General features: G+C 38.1%; 1 protein-coding gene. It reads left to right on the top strand.

Going from position 1 to position 265, the window contains the following annotated elements:
• On the top strand, positions 1–265 hold a 265-nt coding region (locus AAEY78_RS13455), incomplete at both ends, for a BCCT family transporter (protein ID WP_352339822.1).

Here is a 265-nt window from a genome sequence, read left to right as displayed (position 1 = left end):
GCATAAGTGCTGGTCTGATTGTCATCTGTTTGATCGCTATTTTAGTTACCGATCCACAAACAGCTAAGTCTGCACTTGATAGTATAAAAACAGATATTATTAATAACTTTGACGCCTTATTTATGTGGGCTGCTAACTTTTTCGTTATTTTTTGTTTAGCACTTATTGTATCGCCTTACGGTAAAATACGTTTAGGGGGAGATGATGCAGTACCTACTCACTCTCGCCTTTCATGGTTAGCTATGTTATTTGCTGCAGGTATGGG

The organism is Psychrobacter sp. 16-MNA-CIBAN-0192 (assembly GCF_040309565.1).
Classification (GTDB): Bacteria; Pseudomonadota; Gammaproteobacteria; order Pseudomonadales; family Moraxellaceae; genus Psychrobacter.
This window is presented reverse-complemented; position numbering and strand designations above follow the sequence as displayed.